Source organism: Streptomyces sp. NPDC029138 (genome assembly GCF_055564375.1).
Genome location: NZ_JBVHWM010000107.1, coordinates 1 through 22,261, shown reverse-complemented (window position 1 = coordinate 22,261; position 22,261 = coordinate 1). Strand labels below are relative to the sequence as shown.

The 22,261-nt window shown below is 73.5% G+C and carries 22 protein-coding genes; 7 read left to right on the top strand and 15 right to left on the bottom strand.

The window, feature by feature from the left end; all coding sequences use genetic code 11:
* Positions 1 to 151: 151 nt before the first annotated feature.
* Positions 152 to 808 (bottom strand): response regulator transcription factor, encoded by a 657-nt coding sequence (locus ACZ4WH_RS42110; RefSeq protein WP_069778144.1) that lies wholly within the window; start codon positions 806 to 808, stop codon positions 152 to 154.
* A 270-nt stretch (positions 809 to 1,078) separates the two neighbouring features.
* Positions 1,079 to 1,756, bottom strand: a complete 678-nt coding sequence (locus tag ACZ4WH_RS42105) for a DUF3000 domain-containing protein (RefSeq protein WP_468191054.1) — start codon at positions 1,754 to 1,756, stop codon at positions 1,079 to 1,081.
* 125 nt (positions 1,757 to 1,881) lie between these two features.
* On the opposite strand from ACZ4WH_RS42105, the gene hemE reads away from it, so the two are divergent.
* Complete coding sequence (gene hemE / locus ACZ4WH_RS42100; protein WP_468191051.1) at positions 1,882 to 2,940, top strand: uroporphyrinogen decarboxylase; 1,059 nt, start codon at positions 1,882 to 1,884, stop codon at positions 2,938 to 2,940.
* A 13-nt stretch (positions 2,941 to 2,953) separates the two neighbouring features.
* Here the strand turns inward: hemE and ACZ4WH_RS42095 are convergent, their stop codons facing one another.
* Positions 2,954 to 3,778 (bottom strand): rhomboid family intramembrane serine protease, encoded by an 825-nt coding sequence (locus tag ACZ4WH_RS42095; protein ID WP_468191048.1) that lies wholly within the window; start codon positions 3,776 to 3,778, stop codon positions 2,954 to 2,956.
* A gap of 92 nt (positions 3,779 to 3,870) precedes the next feature.
* Between ACZ4WH_RS42095 and ACZ4WH_RS42090 the strand changes: the two genes are divergently transcribed.
* A complete protein-coding gene (locus ACZ4WH_RS42090; protein WP_356341509.1) occupies positions 3,871 to 4,140 on the top strand; it encodes a hypothetical protein in 270 nt (89 codons plus the stop codon).
* On the opposite strand, the gene ACZ4WH_RS42085 is transcribed toward ACZ4WH_RS42090, so the two are convergent.
* A complete protein-coding gene (locus ACZ4WH_RS42085; protein WP_468191059.1) occupies positions 4,137 to 5,537 on the bottom strand; it encodes an FAD-dependent oxidoreductase in 1,401 nt (466 codons plus the stop codon). The two genes, ACZ4WH_RS42090 and ACZ4WH_RS42085, sit on opposite strands and share 4 nt — an antisense overlap.
* Positions 5,538 to 5,594: 57 nt before the next feature.
* The gene (locus ACZ4WH_RS42080) at positions 5,595 to 6,569 is read right to left on the bottom strand and encodes a DUF4349 domain-containing protein (RefSeq protein ID WP_468191043.1); all 975 of its coding nucleotides are present in this window, start codon (positions 6,567 to 6,569) and stop codon (positions 5,595 to 5,597) included.
* Between the two features lie 159 nt (positions 6,570 to 6,728).
* Between ACZ4WH_RS42080 and hemG the strand changes: the two genes are divergently transcribed.
* Complete coding sequence (gene hemG / locus ACZ4WH_RS42075; protein ID WP_468191040.1) at positions 6,729 to 8,198, top strand: protoporphyrinogen oxidase; 1,470 nt, start codon at positions 6,729 to 6,731, stop codon at positions 8,196 to 8,198.
* A 5-nt stretch (positions 8,199 to 8,203) separates the two neighbouring features.
* Positions 8,204 to 8,935, top strand: coding sequence for a hydrogen peroxide-dependent heme synthase (gene hemQ, locus ACZ4WH_RS42070; protein WP_468191037.1), 732 nt, complete (start codon positions 8,204 to 8,206; stop codon positions 8,933 to 8,935).
* A gap of 31 nt (positions 8,936 to 8,966) precedes the next feature.
* On the opposite strand, the gene ACZ4WH_RS42065 is transcribed toward hemQ, so the two are convergent.
* From ACZ4WH_RS42065 to ACZ4WH_RS42045, 5 genes are all read right to left on the bottom strand, one after another.
* The gene (locus ACZ4WH_RS42065; RefSeq protein ID WP_468191034.1) at positions 8,967 to 10,625 is read right to left on the bottom strand and encodes an alpha/beta hydrolase; all 1,659 of its coding nucleotides are present in this window, start codon (positions 10,623 to 10,625) and stop codon (positions 8,967 to 8,969) included.
* A 309-nt stretch (positions 10,626 to 10,934) separates the two neighbouring features.
* Entirely contained in the window at positions 10,935 to 11,714 is a 780-nt protein-coding gene (locus tag ACZ4WH_RS42060) for a TIGR04222 domain-containing membrane protein (RefSeq protein ID WP_468191031.1), read from the bottom strand.
* A 113-nt stretch (positions 11,715 to 11,827) separates the two neighbouring features.
* Positions 11,828 to 12,652, bottom strand: coding sequence for a DUF4142 domain-containing protein (locus ACZ4WH_RS42055; RefSeq protein ID WP_468191028.1), 825 nt, complete (start codon positions 12,650 to 12,652; stop codon positions 11,828 to 11,830).
* Between the two features lie 297 nt (positions 12,653 to 12,949).
* Positions 12,950 to 14,263, bottom strand: coding sequence for an MbnB/TglH/ChrH family RiPP precursor modification enzyme (locus tag ACZ4WH_RS42050; RefSeq protein WP_468191026.1), 1,314 nt, complete (start codon positions 14,261 to 14,263; stop codon positions 12,950 to 12,952).
* Between the two features lie 198 nt (positions 14,264 to 14,461).
* The gene (locus ACZ4WH_RS42045) at positions 14,462 to 15,181 is read right to left on the bottom strand and encodes a peptidyl-tRNA hydrolase (protein ID WP_468191023.1); all 720 of its coding nucleotides are present in this window, start codon (positions 15,179 to 15,181) and stop codon (positions 14,462 to 14,464) included.
* Positions 15,182 to 15,327: 146 nt separating this feature from the next.
* Between ACZ4WH_RS42045 and ACZ4WH_RS42040 the strand changes: the two genes are divergently transcribed.
* The 3 genes from ACZ4WH_RS42040 (at position 15,328) to ACZ4WH_RS42030 (ending at position 17,417) form a co-directional block, all read left to right on the top strand.
* The gene (locus ACZ4WH_RS42040; RefSeq protein WP_468191020.1) at positions 15,328 to 15,768 is read left to right on the top strand and encodes a DUF6086 family protein; all 441 of its coding nucleotides are present in this window, start codon (positions 15,328 to 15,330) and stop codon (positions 15,766 to 15,768) included.
* Positions 15,769 to 15,840: 72 nt separating this feature from the next.
* Positions 15,841 to 16,749 (top strand): ABC transporter ATP-binding protein, encoded by a 909-nt coding sequence (locus ACZ4WH_RS42035; RefSeq protein ID WP_468191017.1) that lies wholly within the window; start codon positions 15,841 to 15,843, stop codon positions 16,747 to 16,749.
* Positions 16,746 to 17,417, top strand: a complete 672-nt coding sequence (locus ACZ4WH_RS42030; RefSeq protein WP_468191015.1) for an ABC transporter — start codon at positions 16,746 to 16,748, stop codon at positions 17,415 to 17,417. The genes ACZ4WH_RS42035 and ACZ4WH_RS42030 overlap by 4 nt, the downstream gene beginning before the upstream one ends.
* Before the next feature lie 68 nt (positions 17,418 to 17,485).
* Here ACZ4WH_RS42030 and ACZ4WH_RS42025 read toward each other — a convergent pair whose 3' ends face one another.
* The 5 genes from ACZ4WH_RS42025 to ACZ4WH_RS42005 form a co-directional block, all read right to left on the bottom strand.
* A complete protein-coding gene (locus ACZ4WH_RS42025; protein ID WP_468191012.1) occupies positions 17,486 to 17,668 on the bottom strand; it encodes a hypothetical protein in 183 nt (60 codons plus the stop codon).
* An 18-nt stretch (positions 17,669 to 17,686) separates the two neighbouring features.
* Positions 17,687 to 18,532, bottom strand: a complete 846-nt coding sequence (locus ACZ4WH_RS42020) for a polysaccharide deacetylase family protein (RefSeq protein ID WP_468191010.1) — start codon at positions 18,530 to 18,532, stop codon at positions 17,687 to 17,689.
* Between the two features lie 95 nt (positions 18,533 to 18,627).
* Entirely contained in the window at positions 18,628 to 20,151 is a 1,524-nt protein-coding gene (locus ACZ4WH_RS42015; RefSeq protein ID WP_468191007.1) for an FAD-dependent oxidoreductase, read from the bottom strand.
* A 196-nt stretch (positions 20,152 to 20,347) separates the two neighbouring features.
* Entirely contained in the window at positions 20,348 to 21,205 is an 858-nt protein-coding gene (locus tag ACZ4WH_RS42010; protein WP_468191005.1) for a PPK2 family polyphosphate kinase, read from the bottom strand.
* 42 nt (positions 21,206 to 21,247) lie between these two features.
* Positions 21,248 to 22,072: a slipin family protein gene (locus tag ACZ4WH_RS42005; RefSeq protein ID WP_468191002.1), complete on the bottom strand. Its 825-nt coding sequence runs from the start codon at positions 22,070 to 22,072 to the stop codon at positions 21,248 to 21,250.
* Positions 22,073 to 22,261: the final 189 nt, after the last annotated feature.

The following is a 22,261-nucleotide window of genomic DNA, read 5'->3' as shown; positions in this document are numbered from 1 at the left end:
GCTTTCTTGGGGGGGTTCTTGTTGGGTGGCCCCCTCCGTCCAAAGGAATTTTCCTCCACCGGCCCCGGGAGGGGCGTAAACCAGTCAGCTCGGGCAAGGGCTGGTTCACATGAGTGAACACCGGATCCGCCGAAGGGGGCGTCCGGTGGGCTCAGTGGATGATTCCGGTGCGCAGGGCCACGGCCACCATGCCGGCCCGGTCGCCCGTGCCCAGCTTGCGGGCGATACGGGCGAGGTGGCTCTTCACGGTCAGGGCGGACAGGCCCATGGAGACGCCGATCGCCTTGTTCGACTGGCCCTCCGCGACCAGCCGCAGCACCTCGACCTCACGTCCCGACAGCTCCCGGTAACCGCCCGGGTGGCTCGGGGCACCCGGGGGGCGGCGGTGCATACGGGCGGCGCCGAGGGGAGCGGCGCCGGGCCGGGCGGGGAGCCCGATGTTGGTGCGGGTGCCGGTGACGACGTAGCCCTTGACCCCGCCGGCCAGCGCGTTGCGGACCGCGCCGATGTCGTCGGCGGCGGACAGGGCGAGTCCGTTGGGCCAGCCCGCGGCACGGGTCTCGGACAGCAGGGTGAGGCCGGAGCCGTCGGGGAGGTGGACGTCGGCGACGCAGATGTCGCGCGGGTTGCCGATGCGGGGACGAGCCTCCGCGATGGACGAGGCTTCGATGACATCGCGTACGCCGAGCGCCCACAGATGGCGGGTGACGGTGGAGCGGACGCGCGGGTCGGCCACGACCACCATGGCGGTCGGCTTGTTCGGGCGGTAGGCGACCAGGCTTGCGGGTTGCTCAAGGAGAACGGACACCAGGCCTCCTGGGTGGGGGACGGGGCCGGCTTGTGGGGATGAAGCCGGGACGAACCGTGCTTTCAAGGTCACAGTCGTCTTCGGCAGCAAACTCGTCCGCCTTTAGAGAATGATCACGATCTAGTGAGTAACAATCTGTGCAATTCGGACACGCGATCGATCATCCGAAGATCGAGTCGGTTCGAGCGGGTGCGATTCGAGTACGGAAAATGGCCGTATCGACAAAGAGACGGTCAACGAGGAGTCTCGGAGGGGTCTACCGGCGACCGGTCACCGGGACTGCGGACCCCGGCGCTGCGGCAGGGTCACCACCGACGCGTCGCCCGGCCCGGCCGGCGGCAGGCCCGCGACCTGCGCCAGCAGATCGCACCAGGACGCCAGGTGGGCGGCCGTGTCCGGCACTCCGCCCAGGCCCTCGCGGGGCGTCCAGGACGCCCGGATCTCGATCTGCGAGGCGGCCGGCCGCTCGGCCAGCCCGCCGAAGTAGTGCGAGCTGGCACGCGTGATCGTGCCGCTCGGCTCGCCGTAGCCCAGCCCGCGCGCCGCCAGCGCCCCGGTCAGCCACGACCAGCACACCTCCGGCAGCAGCGGATCGGCCGCCATCTCCGGCTCCAGCTCCGCGCGCACCAGCGTCACCAGCCGGAACGTGCCCCGCCAGGCGTCGTGCCCGGCCGGGTCGTGCAGCAGCACCAGCCGCCCGTCGGCCAGCTCCTGCTCGCCGTCGACCACCACCGCCTCCAGCGCGTACGCGTAGGGGGCGAGCCGCTGCGGGGCGGGCGTCGGCTCCACCTCGACCTGCGGCCGCAGCCGGCTGCCGCGCAGGGCCTCGACCGCGGTGCGGAAAGCCGGCGGACCCGAAGCACCGGGGTGCCCGTCCGCCTCCTCGGTGTCCTTCACGTCGTCCGTTCCGTCAGCGCTGTCCGACATTCGTCCGTGAGCCGCAGCCATGCGGGGAAGAGTAAGGGGAACCGGGGCGTCGTGCAGGGCAAGACACCCCCTGCGGCCGACGCGGCTGCGCCCGGCCGGCGGGACACCGGCCAGGTCCGTGTCCGACGGCATGCGAAACTTGCCTCGTGACCGCCAATGACACCCCGCAGCCGACAGCGACGTACGACAGCGCCTTCCTCAAGGCGTGCAGGCGCGAACCCGTGCCGCACACCCCGGTGTGGTTCATGCGCCAGGCCGGCCGCTCCCTGCCGGAGTACCGCAAGGTGCGCGAGGGCATCCCCATGCTGGAGTCCTGCATGCGGCCCGAGCTGGTCACCGAGATCACCCTCCAGCCGGTGCGCCGGCACGACGTGGACGCGGCGATCTTCTACAGCGACATCGTCGTCCCGCTGAAGGCCATCGGCCTGGGCCTCGACATCAAGCCCGGCGTCGGCCCGGTCGTCGAGCAGCCGATCCGCACCCGCGCCGACCTGGCCCGGCTGCGCGACCTCACCCCCGAGGACGTCCCCTACGTCACCGAGGCCGTCGGCCTGCTCACCCGCGAGCTGGGCGCCACCCCGCTGATCGGATTCGCGGGCGCGCCTTTCACCCTCGCGAGCTACCTGGTCGAGGGCGGTCCCTCGCGCACGTACGAGAACGCCAAGGCGATGATGTACGGCGCCCCCGAGCTGTGGGCCGACCTGCTGGACCGGCTCGCCGACATCACGGCCGCCTTCCTGAAGGTGCAGATCGAGGCCGGCGCGAGCGCCGTCCAGCTCTTCGACTCCTGGGCCGGCGCCCTTGCCCCGGCCGACTACCGGAAGTCGGTCATGCCGGCCTCCGCGAAGGTCTTCGACGCGGTCGCCGGGTACGGCGTGCCGCGCATCCACTTCGGCGTCGGCACCGGTGAGCTGCTGAAGCTCATGGGCGAGGCCGGCGCGGACGTCGTCGGCGTCGACTGGCGCGTCCCGCTGGACGAGGCCGCCCGCCGCGTCGGCCCCGGCAAGGCGCTCCAGGGCAACCTGGACCCGACCGTGCTGTTCACCGACAAGGACACCGTCGCCGCCAAGGCCCGCGAGGTGCTCGACGCCGCCGCCGGCCTGGAGGGGCACGTCTTCAACCTCGGCCACGGCGTCATGCCGAGCACCGACCCGGACGCGCTGACCCGGCTCGTGGAGTACGTCCACACCGCGACCGCGCACTGAGTCGTCCGCCGGCTCACCAGGAGTAGTGGGGCCGCGCCCGCCTGCCGAACAGCAGGCCGGGCGGCTCCGGCGGGGGCGGCGTGCCGGGCTTGAGCGGCCAGGCCAGCAGCATGCCCGCCACGAAGCCGACCACGTGCGCCGCGTACGCCACCGTGCCGGCGCCGGACACCCCGTGCCCGGACGAGTACACCGCCTGGAGCCCGAACCAGAAGCCCAGCACCAGCCAGGCGGGCAGCCTGAGCGGCAGGAAGACCAGGAACGGCACCAGAACCCACACCCTGGCCCTCGGATACAGGACCAGATAGGCGCCGAGGACCCCGGCGATCGCGCCGGACGCGCCGATCAGGGGGTCCGAGGAGGTGTCGTTGAGGAGCGCGAAGCCGTAGCCGGCCGCGTAGCCGCAGACGACGTAGAAGAGGAAGTAGCGGATGTGGCCCATCCGGTCCTCGACGTTGTTGCCGAAGATCAGCAGGAAGAGCATGTTGCCCAGCAGGTGCAGCCAGCCGCCGTGCAGGAACATCGCCGTGAAGACCGACAGCGGCGGGGACTTGTCGTAACCGGGCGGCCCGACGACGCAGCCCGGGCCGCCGGGGCCCACACCGACGTCCCCGGTGGGGACGATCCGGGGTATCTGATGGTGGATCAACTCCCGGGGGACCGCCGCGTAATGGTCCATGAAGGCCTGGAGGTGGCACAGCTGCGCCAGCTCGCTGCTGCCGGCCACGGAACCGGCTATGCCGGGGGTGGTGACGAACACCAGCACATTGGCGGCGATGAGGGCGTACGTCACCCAGGGGGTGCGGCGCACCGGGTTCACGTCATGGACGGGGATGACCACACAGGAGTAGTGCCCGCGATCGGGCGTACGAATCGGTGAACACCACCGGGTGCGTGTGCGTATCTCTTCTCAACCGACGTGAGGAACAGGCGATGACGAACGCTCCGCAGGTTTCGGCGATGCATGCTCTGCCCGACGGTGAGGCGGAGATCTCTCTGGTCGTACGGCTCCCCTGGGAGGACGTCGCGCGGCTCGGCCAGGAGGCGGGCCGGCTGGCCTCGCAGATGCAGCGGCCCGTGACGCTGGACGAGGCGGTGAGTTACCGGCTGCGGTCCACTCGGCCGCCGGCGTCCCACGCGAAGCCCTCCGGGGAGCAGCCGGCGGCGGTCTCGGCTCTGCCTCGGATCAGCGGGACGGCTTAGGCGGCCCGTACCTTCGAGACGGCCTTTCTCGCCGCCACCAGGACCGGGTCCCACACCGGTGAGAACGGCGGGGCGTAGCCCAGGTCCAGGGCCGTCATCTGTTCCACCGTCATCTGCGCGGTCAGCGCCACCGCCGCGATGTCGACCCGCTTCGCCGCCCCCTCCCTGCCGACGATCTGCACGCCCAGCAACCGGCCCGTGCGGGACTCGGCGAGCATCTTGACCGTCATGGGGGCGGCACCGGGGTAGTAGCCGGCGCGGCTGGTCGACTCGATGGTGACCGTCTCGAAGCGGAGGCCCACCCGGCGGGCGTCCTTCTCGCGCAGGCCGGTGCGGGCGATCTCCAGGTCGCAGACCTTGCTGACCGCCGTACCGACGACGCCGGGGAAGGTGGCGTAGCCGCCGCCGACGTTGGTGCCGATGACCTGGCCGTGCTTGTTGGCGTGGGTGCCGAGCGGGACGTACTGCTCCTGTCCGGAGACCAGGTTCAGCACCTCCACGCAGTCGCCGCCCGCCCAGATGTTCTCGTGCCCGCGCACCCGCATCGCGAGGTCGGTGAGCAGGCCGCCGTGGGCGCCGAGCGGGAGGCCGGCCGTCCGGGCGAGAGTGGTCTCCGGGCGGACGCCGATGCCCAGGATCACGAGGTCCGCCGGGTACTCGGCGTGCTCCGTGGCCACCGCGCGCACCCGGCCGTCGTCCCCGGTGAGGATCTTGGTGACCTCGGCGTCGTTCACCATGGTGATGCCGAGGCCGCCCATGGCCTGGTGCACCATCCGGCCCATGTCGGGGTCGAGCGTCGACATGGGCTCCTTGCCGCGGTTGACGACCGTCACCTCGAAGCCCCGGTTGATCAGCGCCTCGGCCATCTCGACGCCGATGTAGCCCGCCCCGACGACGACGGCCCTGCGGCCACGCGTGCGTGCCAGCGTGTCCAGCAGGGCCTGCCCGTCGTCCAGGGTCTGCACGCCGTGCACGCCAGGGGCGTCCACGCCCGGCAGGTCCGGGCGGACCGGGCGGGCGCCGGTGGCGATGACGAGCCGGTCGTACGGCGTCCAGGACTCGGTGCCGGAATCGACGTCACGCGCGCGTACCCGCTGTCCCGGCACGTCGATCTCCGTGACCTCCGTGCGCAGCCGCAGATCGATCCCGCGCGCCCGGTGCTCCTCGGGCGTCCGGGCGATGAGCTGCTCCCGCTCGGGGACCTCGCCGCCCACCCAGTACGGGATGCCGCACGCCGAGAAGGAGGTGAAGTGGCCGCGCTCGAAGGCCATGATCTCCAGCTCCCCGGGGCCCTTCAGCCGCCGCGCCTGCGAGGCCGCGGACATGCCCGCGGCGTCGCCGCCGATCACGACCAGCCGTTCCCTGCCGCCGCTGCCCCGTCCACCGCTCATGCTCATGGTCATGGGAACACGCTATGGGGCGCGGTTCTTTCCGTCCCGGCGGACCTCCTCGGCTCAGTCCCGGTCTTCCGCCTCGGCCGTCCCGGCGGAGTCCGGTGCCGGGCGGGCGGACGGCAGCGGGCCGAGCGCGGTCATCGCGGGCGCCCGCTCCGCGCGGCGCGGCAGCCGGGGCCGTACGACCCGCAGCCACAGCAGCGCCAGGACCGCGGCGAGGGCCACGAACGGCAGGACCGCACCGAGCGCCAGCGCGATCCAGCGCAGCACGTCGACGAACACGTGCCAGCCGCCCGCCAGCGCGTCCGTGAAGCCCGGCGAGTCGTCCGCCTGCCGCACCGGGGTCTCCGACAGCGACAGCGTGATGGTGGCCAGGCTCGTCCGGTCCTTCAGGGACGCCTGCCGGGCCAGCAGCGCCTCCAGGTCGGCCTGACGGCTGCTCAGCTCGCCCTCCAGGGCGACGACGTCGCTCAGCTTGGTGGCCTTGTCCATCAGCGCGCGGATCCGGGCCACGCTGGCCCGCTGCGACTTCACCCGGCTGTCCACGTCCACGACCTGGTCGGTGACGTCGACCGCCTTGGCCGTGCGGTCGACGACCCGGCCCGTGCCCTGGAGGCCGGCGAGGACCTCGTCGTACTTCTCGGTGGGCACGCGCAGCACGACCCGGGTGTGCTCGTGCCCGTCGGTGTCCCGGCTCGTCGTCTCGTTGCCGACGTAACCGCCCGCGCCCTCGGCGGTCGTCCGGGCCGCGTCCAGGGCCCTGGGCACGTCCTTGACCTCGACGGTGAGGGACGCGGTGCGGATGATCGCGTTCGTGGTGAGCGTCGGCGTCCCGCGCGCGGCCGTGCCGTCGCCCGCCTTGCCGTTCTCCGCCGTGCCGCCGGGGGCGCCGGCCGCGTCGGCCTTGCTGTCCGAGGCGGCCTTCGAGGAGCCGCCCATGTCGTCGGCGCCGCCGCACCCGGCGAGCGCGAGAGAAGCGGCGAGCAGGACACCGGCCAGGGCCCGGCGGCGACGTGCGGTGTGTGGTGTGCGCATGGGCGGTACCCCCCGAGGGCTGTGTGCTGTGACGGTCCTTCGACGGCGGGGCCGGCGGGAACGTTTGGCGGCGCCGGTTCCGATGCGGTCACGGTCCGGACTCGTCCCGGACACCGCCTCCCGGCGGGAGTGTCAGTGGGGTCTGAGAGAGTGGAGGACATGAGCGCAACGGGTAGGAGCGCGCCGGGTGGGAGCCCGGGGCACGTCGTCGTCATCGGGGCCGGCATCGCCGGGCTGGCCGCCGCGCACCGGCTGCTGGGGCGCGGAGCGCGGGTGACCGTGCTGGAGGCCGGCGACCGGGTCGGCGGCAAGCTGCTGCCCGGTGAGATCGCCGGCGTGCGGGTCGACCTGGGCGCCGAGTCCATGCTCGCCCGTCGCCCCGAGGCGGTGGCCCTCGCCCGCGAGGCCGGACTGGGCGAGCTGCTCCAGCCGCCCGCCACCGCGACCGCCTCGATCTGGACCCGGGGCGCCCTGCGGCCCATGCCCAAGGGCCATGTGATGGGCGTGCCCGGCACCGCCGCCGCCCTCTCCGGCGTCCTCTCGGACGAGGGCCTGGCCCGCATCGCACGCGACGCCGACCTGCCCCGCACCGAGATCGGCGACGACGTGGCCGTGGGGGAGTACGTGGCGGCCCGGCTCGGCCGCGAGGTCGTCGACCGGCTCGTCGAACCCCTGCTCGGCGGGGTGTACGCGGGCGACGCCTACCGCATCTCGATGCGTTCGGCCGTCCCGCAGCTCTTCCAGGCCGCCCGCACCCACGCCTCCCTCACGGAGGGCGTCCGGGAGATCCAGGCCAAGGCCGCCGCACAGCAGCAGACCGGGCCGGTCTTCATGGGCATCGCCGGTGGGGTCGGGCGGCTGCCGCTCGCCGTCGCCGACTCGGTGCGCGCGCGGGGCGGCGAGATCCTGACCGGCACGCCCGCGCGGGAACTGCGCCGGGAGGCGGCCGGCGGCTGGCGGATCACCGCCGGGGAGCGCCGGCTGCACGCCGACGCCGTGATCGTCGCCGTACCCGCCCCGGCCGCCGCCGGGCTGCTGCGCGCCGAGTCCCCGGGCGCCGCCGCCGAGCTGGCCGCCGTCGAGTACGCCTCGATGGCCCTGATCACCCTCGCCTACCGGCGCGCGGACCTGAGCCTGCCCGAGGGCAGCGGCTTCCTGGTGCCGCCCGTCGACGGCCGCACCATCAAGGCCTCCACCTTCGCCTCCCAGAAGTGGGGCTGGATCGCCGAGGAGGACCCGGACGTCGTCGTGCTGCGCACGTCCGTCGGCCGCTACGGCGAGACGGAGGTCCTCGGCCGGGACGACGCCGACCTGGTGGAGGTCTCCCGGCAGGACCTGCGGGAGGCCACCGGCCTGGCCGCCGTACCCCTCCGGACCCGCGTCACCCGCTGGACCGACGGCCTGCCGCAGTACCCGGTCGGGCACCACGCGCGCGTGGCCCGCGTCCGGGAGCAGATCGGCAAGCTCCCGGGGCTCGCGGTGTGCGGCGCGCAGTACGACGGCGTCGGCATCCCGGCCTGCATCGCGAGCGCGTACGCGGCCGTGGACCAGCTCGGCGGCGACCTCACCGGGGTCCGGGAACTGCAAGCCAACCCGGTGCAGAGCCTGCACGGCGGAGCGGGAGAATAGGGACCATGAGTGACGACGCCCCCACCACCGAGTCCGGCAGGATCCCGAACAAGGGCAAGCTGGCCAAGGACCTCAACGAGGTCATCCGCTACACCCTCTGGTCCGTCTTCAAGCTGAAGGACGTCCTCCCCGAGGACCGCGCGGGATACGCCGACGAGGTCCAGGAGCTGTTCGACCAGCTCGCCGCCAAGGACGTGACGATCCGCGGCACCTACGACCTCTCCGGCCTGCGCGCCGACGCCGACCTCATGATCTGGTGGCACGCCGAGACCAGCGACCAGCTCCAGGAGGCGTACAACCTCTTCCGCCGCACGAAGCTGGGCCGCGCGCTCACGCCCGTGTGGTCGAACATGGCGCTGCACCGCCCCGCCGAGTTCAACCGCTCGCACATCCCGGCGTTCCTCGCCGACGAGACGCCCCGCAACTACATGAGCGTCTACCCGTTCGTGCGCTCCTACGACTGGTACCTGCTGCCCGACGAGGACCGCCGCCGGATGCTCGCCGACCACGGCAAGATGGCCCGCGGCTACCCGGACGTGCGCGCCAACACGGTCGCCTCGTTCTCCCTCGGCGACTACGAGTGGATCCTGGCCTTCGAGGCCGACGAGCTGTACCGCATCGTCGACCTCATGCGCCACCTGCGCGGCTCCGAGGCCCGGATGCACGTCCGCGAGGAGGTCCCGTTCTTCACGGGCCGTCGCAAGGACATCGGCGAACTGGTGGCGGACCTGGCCTGACAGCGTTGAGCAGCTACCCCAGTAGTCGCGCCTAGCGCCGGTCGGCCTTCCCCTTGAGGGCGTCCCGCCGGACCTCGTCGTCGGCCGAACCGCCGGAGGCGACCGGCTCAGGGCGCGGCGCGCACGACGCGTGCCGCGCCGGGACGCGGCCCTCCAGCAGATACGCCTCCAGGTACCCGTTGACGCACCTGTTCGGGCCGCCCCCGACGCCGTGCGTACCCGCGTCCCGCTCGGTCACCAGCACCGAGCCGGCCAGCCGCCGGTTCATCTCCAGCGCGCCCTGGTACGGCGCGGCGGCGTCCCGCTCGGCCGCCAGGATCAGCACCGGCGGCAGCTCACCGAGCCCGGTCCGCACGTCCAGCGGCCGCTGCCGGGGCGCCGGCCAGTAGGCGCACGGCAGGTTCATCCACGCGTTGTCCCAGGTCTCGAAGGGTGCCACCCGGGCGAGCCGCGTGTTGTCGCGGTCCCACACCGCCCAGTCCGTCGGCCAGGGCGCGTCGTTGCACTCCACGGCCGTGTACACCGCGCTGCTGTTCTCCGCCTCGGCGGCGCTCTCCGGGCTCGGCGTGGCCAGCCGGACCAGCGGCTCGGGGTCGCCGTGCAGATACGCCGAGAGCGCTGCCGCGCGGCTCGGCCAGAAGTTGTCGTAGTACCCCGCCGTCAGGAAGACGTTCTGCAACTGGCCCGGGCCGACCTTCCCGTCCGCCGCCTTCCCGGCCAGCCGGTCACGCGCGGTGTCGTAGCTGCGCTGCACCCTCGCGGGCGTGGCACCGAGCCGGTACACGTCGTCGTGCCGGGCGATCCAGTCACGGAAGTCCGCCCAGCGCTCCTCGAACGCCGCCGACTGGTCCAGGTTGCTGCGGTACCAGATCTTCTGCGGGTCCGGGTTCACCGCCGAGTCCAGCACCATGCGCCGCACATGCGAGGGGAACATGGCCGCGTACAGCGCGCCGAAGTAGGTGCCGTACGACGCTCCCATGAAGGTCAGCCGGTCCTCGCCCAGCGCGGCCCGCAGGACGTCCAGGTCACGGGCGTTGTTCAGCGAGTTGTAGAACCGCAGCCCGCTCCCGGACCGCTGGGCGCAGCCGCGCGCGTACGCCTGAGCCTGGGCGACGCGCTGCCGCTTGTACGCCTGCGACGGATGCGTCGGTGACGCGGTGGGCGCCTTGAAGAAGCGCTTCGGGTCCTCGCAGGACAGCGGCGCCGACCGGCCCACCCCGCGCGGGGCGTAGCCGACGAGGTCGTAGGCGGCGGCGATCCGCTTCCACGCCGGGATCGTGCCGATCAGCGGGAAGTACATGCCGGAGGCGCCGGGGCCGCCCGGGTTGAAGACCAGGGCGCCCTGCCGGGGAACCCTCCGCTTGCTGTTGCGCGGGTCCTTGTGGGTGGCCTGGGCGCGGCTGACGGTGAGTCTGATCTGCTTGCCGTTCGGGTGGGCGTAGTCCAGCGGGACGCTCACCGTGCCGCACCGCACGCCCGCCGGCGCCTCCGGGACGTCGGCGGCGGAGCACGGACCGAAGTCGATACCGGCCGCCCGCGCACGGGCCACGGCCACCGAGGTGCCACGCAGCTCGGCCGCGCCGGGGGCACCCGGGGTGTCCGGGGTACCGGGCGTGCCGCCCGCCGGGGCCGCGGCCAGGGTGGTCAGGAGCAAGGAACCGGCGGCCGAGTAGAGGGCGGCAGCTTTCATCGCGTATCCCTTCGGTGCGCGGCGGCGATGGCACGGCTGCCACGGCCCGGCGACGACAGAAGGGATATTTCGGTCGGGTGTGGGGGAAGGCAAGCACCGTCCGGCGGGTGTCGGCGTCAATGACCCCTATGCGCCCCCGAAAGCCGCCTCAGCTCCGCCGGTTTCCGCTGAGGGGGTCCACACTTCCGCCAGGGTTTCGCTGGAGGGGGTCTCACTTCCGCCAGGGTTTCGCTGGAGGGGGTCTCACTTCCGTCAGGGTTTCGCTGGAGGGGGTCTCACTTCCGTCAGGGTTTCGCTGGAGGGGGGTTCTCACTCCCGCCAGGGCTGGTCGCGGTGGGTGAAGGCCGCGCGCAGCTCCGGTTCGCCGATCGCGCGGATGCCGCGTACGGCGACGGAGGTGAGGAACGACCGCTCGTCACCGGCCGGCTTCCCGGCCAGCGCGCTCAGCAGCCGCTGCCCGGCCGGGGAGGCCCAGCGCGAGTACGGATGCACCTCGAACCGGGCGATGGCCAGGCAGCTCAGGGCCAGCGTGAGGGGCAGCGCGAACCAGAGGCCCACCAGCAGGCGGGGCGTGCCGGTCTGGATGGGCAGCAGCAGCGCGGTCACGCCCAGTGCCGCGACGGCCAGTGCGGCGGCCCGCACCTGGCGGACGGCGGCCCCCACGGTCGTCCCCGTGCCCTCGGGCACCGCGAGACCCGCGGTTACCAGCCCGTCGGCCAGTCGGCGCACGGCCTCCGCGCCGGCCGCCCGCGCCCGTACCGGCGCGATCCGCGACTGTCCCTCGGGCCCTATGGCCCCTATGACGGACCGCTCCATCTCGTCGCGCCCCCGCGGGTCCACGACCGTGGCCCAGCCGGTGTGCGCGAGCAGGAGCCGGCGCTGGCGGGCCATGGAGACCATGGTCACATCGGCGACCCGCGCGGGGCCGCCGGAGAGGAAGGCCGCCTCGTACAGCGTCAGATCACGCTCCCCGTCCGTCGGCGCCTCACGCGCGTCCGAGGCTGCCGCGCGGACGGCCGTCAGGCACAGCCGGGTACAGGCCGTACCGGCGAAAGCCCAGGCCAGGAGCAGGAGAAGGACCCAGAACATGACGTGTTTGTATGCCAGAGGACTGGGCGAACGCCATGCCCTTTCCACGTTCCGGACGCAGTGTTGTGGGTCTGTGACGTTCCGCTTTCCGGGCTGGTCAGGGGTAGTCAGGGTCAGGTGTTGCTCGTGGCCGGCGGCGGGCTGGCGGTGGCGGGCGGCAGCGAGACGGTCTCGCCGGGCGACGTCCCGCCCTGCGACGTCTGGCCCGGTGACGCAGGGCCTGGTGACGGCTCGACGGGTACGGCGGCGCTCGGATCTACCTCCGGCGGGGTCGGCACCGGGGAGGCCGGGGCCGCGAGATCCTTGGCCAGTGCGGCGAAGTCGACGTACCCCGTCGCCTCCAGGACCTTGATGTGGTCCAGGACGGTCGCGTTGGCGTCGTCGGCGAGATCGCGGACCAGGGAGTTCTGGGTCCCGGCCCGGATCTGGGCGACCAGGGAGAACACCCGGCCGTGCGCGAGCCGGAGGAGGCCGGCGAACTGGCGGTCGAAGTCCTGGCCCTCGGCCGTGTTCAGGGTGGCGAGCCACTGCTTCTGCTGCTCGTTCGGCTCGTTGGGCACAGTGATGCCGAGCTGGGTGGCAACCGTCCGGACGTGCGCGTCGAGGGAGGTGTGGCCGTCGACGAGGTGCTGGCCGGCCGTGCGGACGGCGGGCGTGGTCCCCTTCCGCTGCGCCAGCTCGCCGGCGGGCAGCTCCCACAGGCCCGCCAGCCGGACCTTCGTGACGAAGTCCCGGTCCTGCGCGGACAACGGGCCGAACGGCGTCGTCACCGTCCCCGTGCTCAGCAAGCTCGCGCTCGCCGGGTCGTCCTGCCGGTCGGCGTACGACCACAGCGGGACGAGCAGCGCGACGACCGTCGCCGCCAGGGCGGTGACGATGAGCCCGGTGCCGCTGAATATGCCTCGGCCGTTGATCGGGGGTCGCGGTCGCGGTCGCATGGTGCCTCCTGCGCCGCACGCCGGGGTGTGCTTGGGGGTGGGTGCGGGGTTGGCATATTACTGGGGAGCCCTGACCGGCTGCCGGGCGCGGGTGTGTGGGGGGCCGTTTCGCGGTTCCACTGGGGTGCTCCGGCCTCGTCGGCGGGTGCGGGTGCGTTGTGGCCGGTCGTGGAGTTCCCCGCGGGGTGGGGGCGGCCGTTCGCGGGGCGGGTGGGGTGTCGGCAGCGGTTGCGGGCGCGTTGTGGCTGGTCGCGCAGTTCCCCGCGCCCCTTCGGGGCGCTACGCGCAGGCAAGCCGTCAGGCTCGGTGCCGCAGGACACGCTCCACGAATCCCCGCTTTCGCGGTGCCGGTCCCGACCGGTCCAGCCACCAGTCCCGCAGCTCGCGCCGCGCCCCCGCGTTCCCCGGCCGCCCCAGCTTCAGCAGATGCCCGGCGAAGTCCAGCGCGTCCAGCCGGTACCCCCCACGCATCGGCCGCTGCCGGGCGTACTCCAGGAACGCCTCCCGGTACCCCGCCCCCAGAATCACCGGCAGCTCGGGCGCCACCTTCGCCACGACCCCCGCCCGCTTCGCCGCGAGCGTCCGCGCCTGTACCCCCATCCGCACCCGGTCGAACCCCTCGGGCACCGGCGTCCCCGCCACCAGGGACGACAACACGGCGGCCTGCGCCATCCCGACCCGCTCACGCGCGCCCGCCACCGGCCGTGCCAGGACACCGACACCCCCGGCACCCGCACCCCCGAGGGCCGGCGTCTCCGCCGTACCCCCGACCGCGCTCTCCGCCGCGCGCCCGACCGCCACCGCCTCCCGGATCGCGTCCAACTCCCGCTCCAGCTCCGTCGGCTCGGGGAAGTTCTCGTCCCGCTCCAGGAGTACGCCCGGCGGTGCGACCCGGGCGGCGAGGCCGGTCAGGATGTCGAGAACCGGACGCGGCACGGGATGCGCATGGCTGTCGTGCCAGACGCCGTCGCGCTCGAAGCCGCCCGCGACATGGACGTAGGCGATCGCCTCGAGGGGCAGCGCGGCCAGCGCCTCGGCCGGGTCCTCGCCCCGGTTGACGTGGTTGGTGTGCAGGTTGGCCACGTCGATCAGCAAGCGTACGCCGGTCCGCTCGACCAGCTCGGACAGGAACTGCCCCTCGGTCAGCTCCTCGCCCGGCCACGAGAACAGCGCCGCGATGTTCTCCAGGGCCAGCGGCACCGGCAGCGCGTCCTGGGCGATGCGGACGTTCTCGCACAGCACGTCCAGCGCGTCCCGGGTGCGTGGCACGGGCAGCAGATGGCCGGCCTCCAGACGTGGGGAGGCGGTGAGCGCGCCGCCCGCCCGGACGAAGGCGATGTGCTCGGTGACCAGCGGAGAGCCGAGCGCCTCGGCCCGCTCGGCGAGCGCCGTCAGCCGCCCCTCGTCGGGCCGGTCCGCGCCGCCGAGACCGAGGGAGACGCCGTGCGGGACGACCGTCACGCCGCGCTCACGCAGCCGCAGCAGCGACTCCGGAAGGTGACCCGGGCAGACGTTCTCCGCCACGACCTCCACCCAGTCGATGCCGGGCATGCGCTCCACGGCATCCGCGATCTCCGGCCGCCATCCGATCCCGGTTCCCAGTCGCCGCATGGTGCTTCCCCCTCCTCGGCCCGTGCTGCTGCGTCGAGTGACGGGGATATGGCCCCGGCGACCACCCTCGAACCCCTTCCTGTCGCGTTCAGAGCAACATTTGAGGTTGTGCCGGCCCGCCCTCGACCGATCGTCCCCGGAGAGACGGTTGGGCCCACGCCGCGTCGCCTGGCGCGGCTGCGGTCGGCCGCAACGCCGTCAGCGCAGGGCCGGATGTTCCGCCACCACCGTGCAGGAGCCCGGGGCGATCTCCGTGAAGCCGGCGTCGCGGACGACGGGGAGGCCGCTGGTGGTGAGGCGGGGCCAGTCGGTCGGGGTGGCCGTGCGGACGGTGAGGGGGAAGCCGGCGTCGCGCCAGGCGGTGCGGGCGGTGGGCGGCAGGGCCCACCAGGCCAGTTGGGCGCCGTGTCCGGCCTGGGCCATCGCCTTGCCGGCCGACATCTCCAGGTCCGGGTTCAGCCAGAGCACGGGCCGGTCGGCCGGGTCGGCGGGGGAGGGCGGTTCGGGGTCGTCCAGCTCGGTGCCCGACACCTGGAGCTTCGCCAGGTCCTTCGGCCAGCCGTCCAGCGGGATCGGCGGGAAGACCCGGACCTCCGCCGACGCGCCGGTCACCGTGATCCCGGGCAGCGCCTCGGCGCGCCGCCACTCGGCGCCCCGGGCCCGCCGGACCACCTTCCGGATGCGGGCGTCCTCCCAGCCGCGTACCGCCTCGGCCCACTCGCCGTCGCCGTGCGCCCGCTCGTCGCCGAGCAGGGTCAGGACGGCCCGGGCGGCCGTCTCCAGCGCGTCGGTACGGGCCGGCGGGGCGCCTCGCTCGATCCGTACCACGAGCGGCAGGACGAACTGGGGCGCCTCGTCGCGCGCGTCGCGCGCGGGCTGGACGGGACTGTCGGCGGTGGGGGCAGGAAGGTGGCTCACGGGAGCCCAGCCTACGAAGCCCCGGGCGGGCCGATCAACGCGCGGGCGGGGCGAGGGGCCCGCGCGGGAAATTCCGGCGACGCCGGTGAACCGGCTGGCTACGCTCACCCGTCTTGATCGACTGAAGGGGCTGGAGGGGGAGTGCCATGAGTCAGTACTTCGACATCGGGGACGAGACGCTGTGGAATCCTTCCAACGGGGCCGCCCGGCTCTTTCTGCGGCAGGTGGAGGTCTTCGAGGCCGAACTGGAGCTGCCGTCCGGTATCGGGCCGATGCGGAACGACGAGTGCCAGATCGATCCGGCTGCCTTCGGGGTCTTCGTGCACGCCCTGCTCGCCCGGCACCGGCGGACCGGCCACACGATCGTCCTGGCCCTCTCCGAAGGCTTCGTCGGCACGGTCGTCGCCCTCGCCCAGCGCGCCGGGACCGACATCGACTGGGCTGGGCTCGAAGCCTTCCCGGACGGCCCCCTGTCCGACGTACAGGTCTCGGCGGCCGGGGTGTCCGCGCCGCCGAAGGACGGCGGACCCTGGGCCGCGGCGGTGCGTGCCAGGGCGGCCGAGCTGAGCCGGGGCATGGCCCGCTGAGCGGGGCCGCGACGGTGGCCGCCGTACCGGAACGGACTCCTGCACCCGATTCCCTGCCACAGAATGACCTCCATGCACCGTGACCTGCGCCTGACCGCCGTAGGCCGCCGCTACGGCATCCGCGGCCCCTGGGTGTTGCGAGGCGTCGGCCTCGTCATCGCCCCCGGCACCCTCACCCGGATCGAAGGGGCGAACGGCACCGGGAAATCCACCTTGCTGCGGTTGCTCGCCGGGCTCGACGCGCCCAGCGAGGGCCGGATCACCGGCCGCCCGCGCACGGCGTACGTGCCGGAGCGGTTCCCGTCCGCCCTGCCCTTCACGGCCGCCGGCTATCTGACCCACCTCGGCACCGTCCACGGCCTCGACCGGAAGAGCGCCGCGCGCGCCGCGGACACCTGGCTGGAGCGGTTCGGGGCGGGCGCGTACGCCGGTACGCCGATGGCACGGCTGTCCAAGGGCAGCAGCCAGAAGGTCGCCGTCGCCCAGGCCCTGCTCGGCGACCCGGAGCTGCTGGTGCTGGACGAGGCCTGGACCGGCCTCGACGCGGCGGCGCGGGCCGAACTGGAGCGGGCGGTGGCCGAGCGGACGGCCGCCGGGGGCGCCGTGGTGTTCGTGGACCACGACCCGCGCCGGCTCGCCGGGGCGCCGGACGCGACCTACACGGTGATCGACGGGGGTCTGGAACGCCGTACCGACGGCCGGAGTTCGCCGACCGGGCCGGTCACGGTCGTCACCGTGCGGGGAGCGCCGGGCGGGCGGCTGCCGTCGGACGCGGTGCGGATCGCCGTCTCCGCCGAGGAGACCGCCCCCGGCAGCCACCGGCTCGCCGTCCCGGCCTCCCACTCCGACATCCTGCTGCGCACCCTGCTCACGGCCCGCCCGCCCTGGCACGTGGTGCGCGTCGAACCGCCCGCCGGTCCACGGTCCCCTGAGCCACCGTGCCCCGAGCCACCGTCCCCCGACCCCGGAAGCCGCCCATGACCGCGCTCCTGCGCTACCAGGCCGACCTGCTGCTGCGCTCCCAGCGCTGGCTGCCCCCGGTGATCCTGTACGTCGCGTTCCTCGCCGTCGGCGTGCAGAGCGGCCAGCCGGTGCTGGACTCGCTCGGCTACACGGCCGCCGGTCTGCTGCCGGTGGCCGCCTGGCTGGTACGGATCTGTGTCACCGGCGAGCCGCCCGCCGCCCGCGCCTGCGTCGCCGCCGCCCGCGGCCCCGCCCGGGCGCACCTCGCCTGCCTGCTCACCGCGCTGCTCGTGGCCGTACTGCTCGGGGTGGTGGCCACGGCGGTGGTGACGCTGATCAGCGACCCGGCGAGCAACGGCCACCGGGTCCACGTTCCCCGGCCGCGAGCCGCCGCCGCGGGGTTGCCGGCCGTCCTCGCCTGCGCCCTGCTCGGTACGGCCGTCGGCGCGCTCACCAACCGGCCGGTGCTGCGTTCCACCGGCCGTGCGGTGCCGGCGATGCTGCTGGGCGCGCTGCTCTCGGTGGTGCTGGCCGGTTCCCCGGCGCAGGCGGCCGTCAGCGGTCTGGTCACCGGCTCGCAGACCGGTCGGGCACCGGTGCCGCTGCTGCCGCTGGCGGGCGCGGCCCTGCTCACGGCGGCCGCCTTCGCGGCGACCGGCCGGCTGGTCTCCCGCCGCTCACCGTGAGCAGGCGGTGTGCCGGTTCACCCTGAGCAGGCGGTGCGCCGGCTCGCCTGCCGCCGCTCACTCGTCCTTCACCCCGAACAGGCCGTGCGCTGTGCCTCCTGCCATTCGCAGACGGGGCACAGCGTGATGCCCTTGTACGACTCCGGGTACTCCGTCGGCTCCCGGCACAGCACGCACTCCGCGTACGGCGGTCCGTCGGCCCTGGCCGGCTTCACCGTCTCGGCGATCGTGCAGTAGTCCTCGTCGCTCATACCCTCAGCGTAGGACGATCAGCGGTGTACGCCGCTCTGGCCGATCAGCTCGGAGACCTTCACGAACCGGTAGCCGCGTGCGCGCAGCTCCGGTACGACCGTGCGGACGACCCGCTCGGTCGTCGGGGCGGCGCTGCGGGTGCAGTGCATGACGACCACCGAGCCCGGCTTCACCCCGTCGAGCACCTGCTTGACCACCGCGTCGGCGTCCGTGGCGAACGCGTCACCGCTGACCACGTCCCACTGCACCGCGGTCACCCCGAGCCCGCTCAGCGCGCGCAGCGCCCGCTGGTCGTAACAGCCGCCGGGGAAGCGGAAGTACGGCATCGCGTGCGGCACGCCGGCCGCGCGGAGGGAGGTGTACGCCCGCTGCACGTCCTCCCGCATCCGGTCGGCGTCGACGGTCGGCAGGCCGTAGCAGTCGGCGGTGAACGCGTAGTGGCTCCAGGAGTGGTTGGCCACCTCGAACTGCGGGTCGTGGCCCAGGGCGCGTGCCTCGGCCGGGTACTGGTCGGCCCACCGGCCGGTCATGAAGACGGTCGCCGGCACCTTCAGCCCGCGCAGGGCCTCGATCAGGCCCGGGTTGTCGAAGTGCTCGCCGGAGGCGGCGCGGGGCCCCTGGTCGGCGGTCATGTCGGCGTCGAAGGTGAGCGCGACGGTCTTGCCCCGGGTGCGCGGGCCGTGCTCGAAGACCGGGGTCAGCCCGCCGGGGCCCGGCGCGAGCACGGGCGGACGGGCGGGCGAGGGGGGCGCGGTGACGGGGGAGGCGGCCGGGGCGGGCCGCTCACCGCCCGCGGTGCCGCAGGCGGTGAGCGCCGCGCCCAGGAGGCAGACGGCGGTGAGATGACGTGCTCGTGGGATCACCGTACGAACGTAGGGCTGAATGTGCGTTTGTATGGTGATATGTTCCGCGGCGCGGCGGTACCGTCACCCGCGCGGCGGTGACGACTTCCCCCAAGTCAGTCCAGGTCGCGTCGCTCCAGCGGTTTGACCGCCGGGCCCTGGATCACCGTGCCGTCCACGGCGAAGCGCGAGCCGTGGCAGGGGCACTCCCAGGCCCGTTCCGCGCGGTTGAACGAGACCAGGCAGCCGAGGTGGGTGCAGCGGGCCGACACGGCGTGCAGGGCGCCCTCCTCGTCGCGGTGGACCGCGAGCCGTTCGCCGCCGGACCGGACCAGCGCGCCGTCGCCCGGCGCCAGGTCCTCCACCGGGACCGGGGGTTTCAACCGGTCGCCGACGAAGTGCCGGGCCACCTCGGCCTGGGTCTTCAGCAGCGACGGCGCCTCGCGCACCACCGACTTCAGCCGACGCGGGTCGTACAGGCCCTGCCAGGCGTGGTCCCGGCCGCCGATCAGCGCGCTCAGCAGCAGCCCGGCCATGATGCCGCTGCTCAGACCCCAGCCGCCGAAGCCGGTGGCGACATAGGCGTGCCGGGCACCGGGGTGGAGGGGGCCGACCAGCGGGACGGTGTCGGTGGACTCGTTGTCCTGGGTGGCCCAGGCGTGGTCCAGCCTCACCCCGGGGAAGTGCACCTCGGCCCAGCCGGCGAGCCGCTCGAAGCCCGCCTGCGGATCTCCGGTGCCGGGCGTGAAGTGCTCACCGGTGACGACCAGCAGCCGCTGCCCGTCCGGGCCGTACGGAGCCGTGCGCACCGAGCGGGTGTTCTCTTCCGGCGTGATGTACATGCCGTGGGGGTCCGGTCCGTCGCCCAGCGGTCCGGCGACGACCAGTTCCCGGCGCGGGGAGAGCCGGGTGAACAGCAGGGCGCGGTCGAACAGCGGATAGTGGGTGGCGACCACGACGTCCCGGGCCGTCACCGTGGCGCCCGTCTCCGTCGTCAGCCTGCACGGCTCGCCCTCCGTCAGACCGGTGACCCGCGTCCGCTCGTACACCTCGCCGCCGCGCGCGAGCAGATCGGCCGTGATCGCCCTCAGGTACTTGATCGGGTGGAACTGCGCCTGCCCGGTCACCCGGACCGCGCCCGCCACCGGGAACGGCAGCCCGGTCTCCGTGGTGAACACGGCCGGCAGCCCCGCCTCCCGGGCGGCCTCCGCCTCCGCGCGCACCTCGGCCACCCGCGACCGGTCCCGGACGTAGGTGTAGGCGTCCCGGGTCTCCCACTCGCAGTCGATGCCCAGCTCGGCCGCCAGCGCCGCCGCGTGCTCGATCGCCTCCGACTGCGAACGGGCGTACAGCCGCGCCCCCTCCGCTCCCCGGGTGCGCCGGAGCCGGTCGTAGACCAGGGTGTGCTGCGCGGTGAGCTTGGCGGTGGTGTAGCCGGTGACGCCGGCCGCGACCCGGCCGGCCTCCAGCACCGCCACCCGCCGCCCGGCCCGGGCCAGCTCGTAGGCGGTGCTCAGCCCGGCGATGCCCGCGCCGATGACGGCCACGTCCACGTCGAGATCCCCGTCCAGCGCGGGGTGGGACGGCCCCGGGGCGGTCCGCAGCCAGTACGAATCGGTGACCTTCCGCTGCTCGTGCATGCCCGGCGGGTACCCCGACCACCCCGGCTCACGTCTGCCTCCGGCGGCCCGCCCGCCCAGGCGCTCCCGTCCGCCTGCGCCGGAATCCGGCCCGGCCGGCGTCCGCCCACACCGGAACCCCGCCCCGGCCGGCATCCGCCCACGCAAGAACTCCGCCCAGGCCGACGTCCGCATGCGCCGGTACGGCCCGCCCCGCTCACGTCTGCTTCAGCAGCCGCTCCCGGCACTCCGTCACATCGAAGTCCGCCTCCGGATACCGCGGGTCCAGCTCCCGCAGCCGTTCCAGCAGCAGCCGGCTGATGGCCCAGTTGCGGTACCACTTGCGGTCCGCCGGGACCAGGTACCAGGGCGCGTACGGCGCCGCGCAGCGCTCCAGGGCCAGCTCGTACGCCTCCTGGTAGTCGGGCCACAGGGCGCGTTCGTCGACGTCGCCGGGGTCGAACTTCCAGTGCTTGTCGGGGCGGTCCAGGCGGCGCAGCAGACGGCGCCGCTGCTCGTCGTAGGAGATGTGCAGGAAGCACTTGACGAGGGTGACGCCGTCCTCGGCGAGGGAGCGTTCGAAGTCGTTGATCAGGCCGTAGCGGCTGCCGATCTCGGCGGGCCGGGCCAGATGCCGGACGCGGGCGATGAGGACGTCCTCGTAGTGCGAGCGGTCGAAGATGCCGATCTCGCCCGGCTCGGGCAGCGCCCGCCGCACCCGCCACAGGAAGTCGTGCCCCCGCTCCTCCTCGGTGGGCGCCTTGAACGCCGTGATCCGGCACCCCGACGGGTTGAGCTGGCCGATCACATGCTTGACCGTGCCGCCCTTGCCGCTGGTGTCCATGCCCTGGAGCACCAGCAGCACCCGGCGGCGGTCGCCCGCGGTGGCCGCCGCCCACAGCCGCTCCTGGAGCCGGGCCAGTTGCCTGCCCATGCGGTCCGCGTCCGCCCGCGCCGCCTGCTTGCCGTCCGGGGCGCCGGGGGTGGCCCGGGTGTCGTACCGGGACAGGTCGATCCGCTCGCCCGGTGGCAGCCGCAGCAGTTCCTGAAGCTTCCTGGCCGGCTTGTTCCGCACACGCGCTCCTTTCGTCCGCGTCGGGATGCCTCAGGGGGCTCGTCAGCCGGGATGCGGTGCGCCGTCGGTGTGCGCGGCGGGCTCCCGGTCCTTCTCCGGCAGCGAGGGCTGGTTGCCCCGCTCCAGGAAGTGCAGCAGCTCCACCGGGATGGGCAGGACCAGCGTGGAGTTCTTCTCGGCCGCCACCGCCATCACCGTCTGGAGCAGCCGCAGCTGGAGCGCGGCCGGTGTCTCGGACATCTGCTCGGCGGCCTCGGCGAGTTTCTTCGAGGCCTGGAGTTCGGCGTCGGCGTTGATGATCCGGGCCCGGCGCTCGCGGTCCGCCTCGGCCTGGCGGGCCATCGACCGCTTCATCGTGTCCGGCAGGGACACGTCCTTGATCTCGACCCGGTCGACCTGGATGCCCCAGCCCACCGCCGGACTGTCGAGCATCAGCTCCAGGCCCTGGTTGAGCTTCTCGCGGTTGGACAGCAGATCGTCCAGGTCGCTCTTCCCGATGATCGACCTGAGGGACGTCTGCGCCATCTGCGACACCGCGAACTTGTAGTCCTCGACCTTCACCAGTGCGCTCGTCGCGTCGACCACCCGGAAGTACACCACCGCGTCCACCCGGACGGTGACGTTGTCGCGGGTGATGCCTTCCTGGGCCGGGATCGGCATCGTCACGATCTGCATGTTGATCTTCTGTAGCCGGTCCACGAACGGGATGATCAGGTTCAGGCCCGGCGGCCGTACGTCCCCCGCCACCCGGCCGAGCCGGAACAGCACACCCCGTTCGTACTGCTTGACCACCCGCACCGCGGCCGCCAGGTACACCACACCGGCGGAGCCCGCCGCCGCCAGGGTCACCAGAAGGGCTTCGACCATGGTGACCTCCTCATCCAGAGGCCGGTTTGTCTGCTGTTGCCACGATAGGCCCGTGGGGGGGGGGGGGGGGGGGGGGGGGGGGCCCCGCCCCCCCGGGGGGGGGGTCACGCGGTCAGCAAAAAACCTCCCAGCTTCTTGCCCCCCACCCCTCTCTTCGCTGACCACGCCTCCCAGGGCGTCCGGCAGGGA